The sequence below is a fragment of the Escherichia sp. WS547 genome (genome assembly GCF_046486065.1).
In the GTDB taxonomy this organism is placed as follows: domain Bacteria; phylum Pseudomonadota; class Gammaproteobacteria; order Enterobacterales; family Enterobacteriaceae; genus Escherichia; species Escherichia coli.
In genome coordinates this window covers 82,945-89,477 of the sequence record NZ_JBJQMA010000022.1, presented here as the reverse complement: position 1 = coordinate 89,477, position 6,533 = coordinate 82,945, and the positions used below count along the sequence as shown (strand labels likewise).

The following is a 6,533-nucleotide window of genomic DNA, read 5'->3' as shown; positions in this document are numbered from 1 at the left end:
ACCGTGTTGTGGCTGGGAATGTTAAACCGGGCAGCTACCCGGGGTAGAGACTCAGAATGCCCGAGAGCATAAAGAACCACGCAAAGTTTATCTTCAGGAGAATAGCTACGCTTGTGTCTGCAATCCAGTGCCTGAGGACCGTGAAGAAGAAAAAGATTAATCCAGTGTGAGAGGCTGGTGTGAGAAAGTTGAAAGAGTTTTGCCGTAGAAATGATGCCTGCATGACCGGCCAGGTAATGATTTACAGCGGCAATTTTTACTTCAAATGAATGTTTCATAAACTGCACCTTCAGATGTCAGATTATGTCCAACATTTGGGGTGCAGTTCATAAACGCGTCTTATCAGGCCAACAAACGACGTTATCTGTTTTGGTGGTCGCACTCCACTAACACCAGCAATAACTGGCTTAGTGCCGCGTAAAAACCAAAGCTGTCATACTGACGACAACGCACAGCAAACTCTGATAACCATTGCCACAGCGCCGTCAGTGTTTTTTGCCGCAAATTGTCGATTCTTCGCGCAGGAACGGTCCCCTCTCCCAGCGAAAAATGCAGATGACTCAACAACTCGAGATAGATCGCCAGATGATCTGCCGGTTCGTTGAAATTGCCGCAGGTTTCCATCCCTGCCTCAACTAACAAGCGTTTAATCTCTTGCTCGTCCTGTTTGTAGGCCGATGCATAAGGCAGCGCCGCTTGTTTGTCGGTCATCAGAAACAGGCCGCAAAAGTCAGCGGCCAGTTCCAGACGGGCGTCGTCACGTACTGTCAGAACGGCAATACGGTTTTCCAGCTCATTCACCGCCGCAGTGAGCGGCGGTTCACTTTTCAGCAACGAAAACCATTCAGCCATCTGCGCACTGGCGATTTGCGTCAGTTGTTCATCGTCCAGTTCACGGGAGAACAACTGCGCCAGCCAGGCGTAAACACAGGCAATCTGTTGTGCTGTCAGCGTGGTCATGATTTCACCTGCGACGCGGGAACATATTCGCACTGCGCCACCATCTCCACGGGGCCGTTAAACGCCGTCACTTGCTCCACTGTTCCGTTGTACTTCTCAATTTCCACCAGCGTAGTGTGCGCACTGGTCGCCTGCGCCAGCTGCGATGTACCGATGTCGATGGTCAGCACGTTGGGGTTACCGTATTTGCACAGCGCACCAGGCTCGCCGCCTTTATCTGGATCGTACCATGCCCCTTCATGAATTCGTGCCACGCCGGGTGCATAGCGGTCAGAAACCACTGCTCCAGCCAACACCTGGCCACGAGCGTTAAAGACGCGTACCACATCACCGTTACGAATACCACGCGCGCTGGCATCCTGCGGGTTAATGAACACTGGCTCTTTGCCCGCTACCGTATATTGCTGACGCAGCGTTTCCGACTCACATAACTGCGAGTGAAGTCGGAAATCCGGATGCACAGATTGCAGATGCAACGGATACTTCTGCGAGCCGGGCCCGCCGTGGGAGCGTTCGATTTTCTCAAACCACATCGGATGCCCCTGACAATCGTCGTAGTTCATATCGGCGATGGTTTTCGAGTAGATCTCAATCAGGCCACTCGGCGTACCCAGCGGTTCGAGATCCGGATCTTCGCGGAATGCCTGGTGACGAACAAACATCTGCGGATGGTCAAACTCGACATACTCTTTGTTATTCCAGAAGTCATCAAACGCTGGCAGATGAACGCCGCGTCCTTTGCCCTGTTGTACACCTTCCTGCCAGATGCGTTTCAGCCAGCCCATTTCGTCCAGCCCTTCGGTAAAGGCTTCTTCGCGATTAAAGCGACGGCACAGCTCGCGGAAAATATCGAAGTCGTTGCGCGCCTCGAACTGCGGCGGCACGACCTGTTTCATGGCGATAATGCCACGGTTGGAGTGGTTGCCGTACTGGTCGAGATCGTTACGCTCAAACTGCGTGGTCGCAGGCAGTACGATATCGGCAAAGCGGCAGGTTGAGGTCCACTGGTTATCTATGGCGATAACCGTTTCCAGCTTGCGCCAGCCTTCAATAATGCGGTTGATCTGCTGATGGCGATGGAACGGGTTAGTTCCGGCAAAAATACACATTTTCAGCGGCGGCAGTTTTACCGATTTACCGTTCCAGTTGATCACTTTCCCCGGTTCGAGGATCGCATCGATAAAACGGGCAATCGGAATGGTGCTGCTGTAACCTTTGTAGTCACTGTTGTCGTGAACAGGCGGAATCGACGTAGAGCCGGAGAAACCACTCAGAATAACGCCTTTACGCCCCGGCGTGCCTGCGCCGTTATAGTGCCAGCCAAAACCAAAGCCACCACCTGGCAGGCCAATTTGCCCCAGCATCGCCGCCAGAACGACAATCATCCACGCCCACTGTTCACCGTGCTGCATACGCTGAACGCACCAGCCAGCAATAATCTGCGTTCTGTTCGCCGCCATCTGCCGCGCCAGCCCACGAATGGTTTCGGCATCAATGCCGGTCAGTTTTTCAGCCCATGCGGCATCTTTCGGCTGACCGTCTTTCTCACCCAGCAGATACGGCAGGAACTGCTCAAAACCTACACAGTAGTTAGCGAGGAAGTTTTTGTCGTACAGGTTTTCACTGTACAGCGTATGCGCCAGCGCCAGTTGCAGCGGCACGTCAGTTTGCGGGTTAACCGCAATGTGCTTCACATGCTCGCGCCCCAGATACTCATGGGTGGATGTGACAACCGGATCGATGCTGATGACCTCAATTTCACCGGCGGCGACTTTCGCTTTTAGCTGCTCGTAATATTCATAAACATCGTGATCCGGGCACCACCAGTTCGCTTGCTGGTTTTTCAGCAAATCGGAGCCCCACAGCACAATGGTTTTGCTGTTCTGCAATACCAGCGGCCAGGAGGTTTGCTGTTCATACACTTCCATTGAGCCAACCACGCGCGGCAGGATCACCTGCGCAGCACCGGTAGAGTAATCTCCGCCTGTACCCACGCTATTACCATGCAAGGCAATCGCTTTCGCCAGCATCCCCGAAGCGTTATGGAACATCCCCGTCGATTGCCAACCACTGGCGGTCAGCAAGGCACTCGGCCCGTGCGTTTTCTGCACACGTTCCAGTTCTTCATAGAACATGTCGAGGGCTTCATCCCAGCTCACGCGCACAAAACGGTTATCACCGCGCTGGGAGGTGTCGCTCAGATGGCGCTTACGCAGCCAGTCCACACGTACCATCGGGTAACGAATACGCGCCGCGTTGTGTACGTGGTCCGGCAATCCGGCGATCATTTTCGACGGATATTTATCCAGTTCGAACGGTTTTGCCGTCACAAAGCGACCCTCCTTCACCGTCGCGCGGATAGCCCCCCAGTGCGACCCGGTAAGAATGCCCTCTTTCGAGGTGACAGCCTCAGTCGCCGCTTGCGCCGCAGTCGCACTGCGCGGCGTTAACAATGACGGCCCCAGCATCCCGGCGACGGTTAAGCCGCCGAGTTGTGCCAGAAAACGCCGACGTGATGCCTGAAAGAGATCGTTATTGTTCATTATTTTTCTTCCTTCTTATCGCCGTGAGCCTTACCTGCGGTGTCAGACGCATTCATTTGCAGATATTTCAACAAGGTGCGTTCTTCACGTTTATCGAGGCTGGTAAAGCCAATCATGCCGTTGAGCGTGCCGATCCAACCGTTAGCGTCAAAGTGAGAGATTTCCGGTGCGCCGTGGCACTGGTTACAGGTGCCGTTGTACAACGAATCAGCATAAGCCCAGATCGGTTTGATATCGTTCACCATGTCACCTTTCTTCATCCACGCAGTGGCCTGCAACTTGCTCCACTCGGTATCAGTGTCGGCAACGGTGGTTTTCTCCAGCGTTTTCACCTGCTGCTGCACATCACCACGAATCGAGGCAACAAAGATGCGTTTGCCAGGGAACTGGGTGAGTACACGCTGACGTCCGGCGCTTTCCGTCCAGCCGGTAATTTCAATTTGCAGCCAGTCACCGTCACGTTTAAGGACTTTCACTTCCGAAGCAGGCAGCAGAGAACCAGAGGCTTCTTTATCGCCTTTCGCCGCATAAATCGGCTTAATATCAATGGAGTACAGCGTGTCACCACTGTCATTAGCACTGGCGCGCAGCTCATCGAACTGCTTACGGAAGCCACTACTCATATCCGGCAACTGGTGGGCAATACCTTTATGACAGTCGATGCAGGATTGATTATCTTTCGCTGCCACCTTCATCTGACGTGCCGCTTCAGGATGCTGCTTGGCATGATCCATCGCATCGTAGTTATGGCAGGAGCGGCAGGTTGCCGAGTTGTTTTCTTTCATTCGCGCCCATTCACGCTCGGCAAGTTCCGCGCGTTTGGCTTCAAATTTCTCAGGTGTATCAATGGAGTGGGCAATAAAGGTCTGGTAAATATCGTTGCTCGCTTCCAGTTTGCGCTTCACCATGCCTGGAATATCCGGCGGGATATGACAGTCATGGCATTCAGCTCGCACGCCGGAGGCGTTCTGGAAATGCACCGACTGTTTATATTCTTCATACACCGGTTGCATACTGTGGCAACTGACACAAAATTCGGTTGTGCTGGTGACTTTGATCCCAACGTGTGGCAATACAATCAGCGCAATGCCAATCACAATCCCAATAGCGACCAGCGCCAGTACCGACCAACGAGCACTGGGTCGGCGTAGCGCGTTCCAGAATTTCCGCATAATAGCCCCTGTAAAATTATGGTTTAGTGAAGCGATCTTAATGAGTAAATATGAACAGCGGCACTGGTCAGGATGAACGGCTTACGGCAGAATATGAACAGATATGAACAGAATGAGTAAAATCCTCTGATGCCACATCACATTGTTATTGTTGAAGATGAACCGGTTACCCAGGCGCGATTACAATCTTACTTCACTCAGGAGGGGTATACCGTTTCCGTTACGGCGAGCGGTGCCGGGCTGCGGGAAATTATGCAGAATCAGCCGGTGGATTTAATTCTGCTGGATATCAACTTGCCCGATGAAAATGGCCTGATGTTAACCCGCGCCCTGCGAGAACGCTCAACGGTGGGGATTATTCTGGTTACCGGACGCAGCGATCGGATTGACCGTATTGTTGGGCTGGAAATGGGTGCAGACGATTATGTCACCAAACCGCTGGAACTGCGCGAACTGGTAGTACGGGTGAAAAATCTGCTCTGGCGAATCGACCTCGCGCGACAAGCTCAACCGCACACTCAGGACAACTGCTATCGCTTTGCCGGTTATTGCCTGAATGTGTCGCGCCATACGCTGGAGCGAGATGGCGAGCCAATTAAACTGACCCGCGCAGAGTATGAAATGTTGGTGGCATTTGTGACGAATCCGGGCGAAATTCTTAGCCGTGAACGTCTGCTGCGTATGCTTTCTGCGCGTCGGGTGGAAAACCCTGACCTGCGCACCGTCGATGTGTTAATTCGTCGTTTACGCCATAAACTCAGCGCGGATTTACTGGTGACGCAACATGGCGAAGGTTATTTCTTAGCCGCTGATGTGTGCTGATAAAAATAGACCGGACGAAATCCCCCTGGTGACAGCGAGCGGCGGATATGTTCACGGTCGGCATTTTTCGGCGTCAGAACTAAAATCGGTGGGCTGACATTATCAGACACCGATTGCCCCTGTAATTGCCTGATGGCCTGCTCAACCGCCAGTTCCCCCTGCCAGACCATTTGATCGCTGGCTGCCATAATGACTCTCCCTCGCTTCAGGCCTCGGTATACCTGATGCGACAGATAAAACGATACCACGGTAAGCGGCGTTTTCAGGTTACGCCCTTCCCCCATTGCCGCCTCTGCCGCAATGGCCGTTCCGGCAACGACGTCGATTTCTGGATGGCGCTCCAGCATCTCCTGCAACAGGTTACGCTGGATTTCAATATCGTTATCACCAAGCGCAATATCAACAATACGCACCGGGCTTCCGGCAATGGCTGCGCGAAAACCCTCGACCATCTCCTTACTGCCCCCGGCGTTATCGGGTCCGGGCATCAACAGCACGTTCAGTGGTTTACCGTGCGCCCATTGCACCAGATATCGCCCTGGTTGATAGCCCATCTGAAACCAGGGCACACCAACGCGGCTTTTCACGTGGGGAGCATCAATAGCATTTACCAGTTCGATCACCGGCAGATTTGCTACCTGCTTTTGCAGATCGGGAAATGACGTCGTGCTACTACCGAGCAAAATGGCCTCTGCGCCCCACTGTTTACACTGGTCGATTTGTGCTTGCTGGGTAGCCAACTGGCTGTAGCCGCCTGCCTCCAGCACTTTTAAATCCACACCGTAGCGGCGAGCAGCCTCCTGCATACCATAGTTCAACGATAACCAGTATGAATCTTTCAGGCTGGGATAAAGCGCGCACAGTTTCCATGCGCGTTTGGCTTTAAGCGGCGTAGAGGCTTGCACCGTGAAATGCTGCGCATCATGCCAGCGCAACAGGTTATCAGCCGAAAATGCCGATAACATGAAAAGGGAAAGAAGTAAAAATAGCAGTACGCGCATGATAGCCTCATCAATAATAAGGCTTTATGCTAGAT

General features: G+C 53.0%; 6 protein-coding genes. 1 reads left to right on the top strand and 5 read right to left on the bottom strand.

Going from position 1 to position 6,533, the window contains the following annotated elements; all coding sequences use genetic code 11:
• The 4 genes from ACJHWK_RS18395 to torC form a co-directional block, all read right to left on the bottom strand.
• On the bottom strand, positions 1 to 278 hold a 278-nt coding region (locus ACJHWK_RS18395), incomplete at its 3' end, for a helix-turn-helix domain-containing protein (protein ID WP_210170569.1).
• Positions 279 to 360: 82 nt separating this feature from the next.
• On the bottom strand, positions 361 to 960 hold the full coding sequence (torD, locus tag ACJHWK_RS18390; protein WP_001522821.1) for a molecular chaperone TorD: 600 nt from the start codon (positions 958 to 960) through the stop codon (positions 361 to 363).
• Entirely contained in the window at positions 957 to 3,503 is a 2,547-nt protein-coding gene (gene torA, locus ACJHWK_RS18385) for a trimethylamine-N-oxide reductase TorA (protein WP_001522820.1), read from the bottom strand. The genes torD and torA overlap by 4 nt, the downstream gene beginning before the upstream one ends.
• Entirely contained in the window at positions 3,503 to 4,675 is a 1,173-nt protein-coding gene (torC, locus tag ACJHWK_RS18380; protein ID WP_001522819.1) for a pentaheme c-type cytochrome TorC, read from the bottom strand. Before torC ends, torA begins: the two co-directional genes overlap by 1 nt.
• A 129-nt stretch (positions 4,676 to 4,804) precedes the next feature.
• Here torC and torR point away from each other — a divergent pair, with 129 nt between their 5' ends.
• The gene (torR, locus tag ACJHWK_RS18375; protein WP_001120112.1) at positions 4,805 to 5,497 is read left to right on the top strand and encodes a two-component system response regulator TorR; all 693 of its coding nucleotides are present in this window, start codon (positions 4,805 to 4,807) and stop codon (positions 5,495 to 5,497) included.
• Here the strand turns inward: torR and torT are convergent.
• On the bottom strand, positions 5,470 to 6,498 hold the full coding sequence (gene torT, locus ACJHWK_RS18370; RefSeq protein ID WP_001522818.1) for a TMAO reductase system periplasmic protein TorT: 1,029 nt from the start codon (positions 6,496 to 6,498) through the stop codon (positions 5,470 to 5,472). The genes torR and torT overlap by 28 nt on opposite strands.
• Positions 6,499 to 6,533 lie beyond the last annotated feature (35 nt).